At 47.7% G+C, this 2,243-nt stretch carries 4 protein-coding genes and 1 pseudogene; 4 read left to right on the plus strand and 1 reads right to left on the minus strand.

Features of this window, described 5'->3' with window-relative positions; all coding sequences use genetic code 11:
• Positions 1-278 (minus strand): annotated as a pseudogene (locus BGK49_RS13000) (transposase); the annotation flags it as partial.
• Between the two features lie 168 nt (positions 279-446).
• Between BGK49_RS13000 and BGK49_RS13005 the strand changes: the two are divergent.
• The 4 genes from BGK49_RS13005 to BGK49_RS13020 all read left to right on the plus strand — a co-directional run.
• Positions 447-1,112: an epoxyqueuosine reductase QueH gene (locus BGK49_RS13005; RefSeq protein ID WP_012421537.1), complete on the plus strand. Its 666-nt coding sequence runs from the start codon at positions 447-449 to the stop codon at positions 1,110-1,112.
• Between the two features lie 227 nt (positions 1,113-1,339).
• A complete protein-coding gene (locus BGK49_RS13010; RefSeq protein ID WP_119169692.1) occupies positions 1,340-1,495 on the plus strand; it encodes a Hok/Gef family protein in 156 nt (51 codons plus the stop codon).
• A gap of 249 nt (positions 1,496-1,744) precedes the next feature.
• On the plus strand, positions 1,745-1,954 hold the full coding sequence (locus tag BGK49_RS13015; RefSeq protein ID WP_000687450.1) for a hypothetical protein: 210 nt from the start codon (positions 1,745-1,747) through the stop codon (positions 1,952-1,954).
• Between the two features lie 51 nt (positions 1,955-2,005).
• A partial coding sequence (locus BGK49_RS13020) for a transposase (protein WP_032335914.1) occupies positions 2,006-2,243 on the plus strand: 238 nt, incomplete at its 3' end.

Below are 2,243 nucleotides of genomic sequence, written 5' to 3' on the forward strand. Positions count from 1 at the left end.
GACATCAAGAGCGCGGTAGCCTTTTTTAATATTTCATTCTCCATTTCAATGCGTTGTAGCTTTTTCCTCAGCTTACGTATTTCGATTTGTTCTGGTGTTATCGGAGAGGCTTTTGGTGTTTTGCCCTGACGCTCATCACGCAGTTGTTTGACCCATCTTGTCATTGTGGAAAGGCCAACATCCATAGCTTTGGCGGCATCTGCCACCGTGTATTTCTGGTCAACAACCAGTTGAGCGGATTCGCGTTTAAACTCTGCGCTAAAATTTCTTTTTTTCATTGGAGCACCTGTGTTGTTCTGAGGTGAGCATATCACCTCTGTTCAGGTGGCCAAATTCAGTGTGCCACTTCAGCCCGAAAGGGCGGGGAGCAGTCACACATCTGTTTCCGATAGCCCCGTTCTAATGCTACACTCTTTGATATTTTTATGACCCCAATAAACATATTTATGACAGTTGCTGATTTCAAACGGCCCAAATTGGAGCTCCCAAACGGGGCAAACAAACTACTACTGCACTCTTGCTGTGCTCCATGTTCCGGTGAGGTGATGGAGGCGCTTCAGGCCTCGGGAATCGACTACACCATCTTTTTCTACAACCCGAACATTCATCCTCAGAAAGAGTATTTAATTCGTAAGGATGAGAATATTCGCTTTGCTGAACAACACGGCGTGCCGTTTATTGATGCTGATTACGACACAGACAACTGGTTTGAACGAGCCAAAGGAATGGAATGGGAGCCCGAACGAGGGATCCGTTGCACCATGTGTTTTGACATGCGTTTTGAGCGGACAGCGCTGTACGCCGCTGAAAATGGTTTCAGTGTGATCAGCAGTTCACTGGGCATTTCACGCTGGAAAAATATGCAGCAGGTTAACGACTGTGGGCGGCGAGCCGTCGCGCATTATCCGGGCATGGTGTACTGGGATTATAACTGGCGCAAGCAGGGAGGCTCGTCTCGTATGATTGAAATCAGCAAGCGCGAAAAATTCTATCAGCAGGAATATTGTGGCTGTGTGTATTCTCTGCGCGATACCAATCTACACCGCAAATCTCAGGGACGCCCTCTTATCAAAATTGGTCAACTCCACTACGGTAAAGAAGAGAAGGAGTGATTTTATGGGGCACCTTTCTGATTGATTTCATATTGGCGAGGTAAGTAGAATGACTGCGGGTGCTTGAGGCTATCTGCTTCAGGCATGAACACTAAAAGGCAGATAGAGAAAAGCCCCAGTTAACATTACGCGTCCGGCAAGACGCTTAACATTAATCTGAGGCCAATTTCATGCTTTGCACATGTAGGTTAGCCTCTTACATGCCGAAAGGCAAGGAGAAGCAGGCTATGAAGCAGCAAAAGGCGATGTTAATCGCCCTGATCGTCATCTGTTTAACCGTCATAGTGACGGCACTGGTAACGAGGAAAGACCTCTGTGAGGTACGAATCCGAACCGGCCAGACGGAGGTCGCTGTCTTCGTAGACTACAAATCCAGGAAGTAAGAGTGACCGGGCGGGGAGCTGATCCCATCCCCGCCCACCTCTGATGTGTCAGGCATCCTCAACGCACCCGCACTTAACCCGCCCATCGCTGTGATCTCTCAGCGTTTCGGCGGGTTTTTTGTTGTTTATTTCCGGTGAATTTGATTCGCGCACCTTCGCAGATAGAATCGACTCACTTAAGTAGCGCGCAGGGAGAAGAGGGATGGACCCCGAACAGGGGAGAGCTATTTATCTGGAAGGATTCTGAAGATGAAAATCGAAGAATTGCGTGAAAATTTTAGTGAAAATGGCCTCTATGCTGTGCGCGTTGAGAATGGAGCGATTGTCAGCCATTGCTGCATTAGATGTTTGCAATCTCAACAAAGGAAGAGCGGTGCTGTGTTATTTTATTTTTGTAATGGACTTCTGACGGACGATTTTATTTTGCGTGAGGACGAATTTGCCACTGAGGTAGCCTGAGTTTAACGGACACTCCTTCCTGAAATAGAATGGCATCAGAAGGAGCTAATAATGAGCAGAAAAAACCAACGTTACTCTAAAGAGTTCAAAGCCGAAGCTGTCAGAACGGTTCTTGAAAATCAACTTTCGATCAGTGAAGGCGCTTCCCGATTATCCCTTCCTGAAGGCACTTTAGGACAATGGGTTACCGCCGCCAGAAAAGGGCTCGGTACTCCTGGTTCCCGCACGGTGGCTGAACTGGAATCTGAAATTCTGCAACTGCGTAAGGCGTTAAATGAAGCTCGCCTTG

This window comes from Shigella sp. FC1544 (genome assembly GCF_001722145.1).
GTDB classification, from domain to species: Bacteria; Pseudomonadota; Gammaproteobacteria; order Enterobacterales; family Enterobacteriaceae; genus Escherichia; species Escherichia coli.

Coding starts and splice junctions, on each gene's coding strand:
- BGK49_RS13005 (WP_012421537.1), top strand. CDS start 447: ATGACAGTTGCTGATTTCAAACGGCCCAAATTGGAGCTCCCAAACGGG.
- BGK49_RS13015 (WP_000687450.1), top strand. CDS start 1,745: ATGAAAATCGAAGAATTGCGTGAAAATTTTAGTGAAAATGGCCTCTAT.
- BGK49_RS13010 (WP_119169692.1), top strand. CDS start 1,340: ATGAAGCAGCAAAAGGCGATGTTAATCGCCCTGATCGTCATCTGTTTA.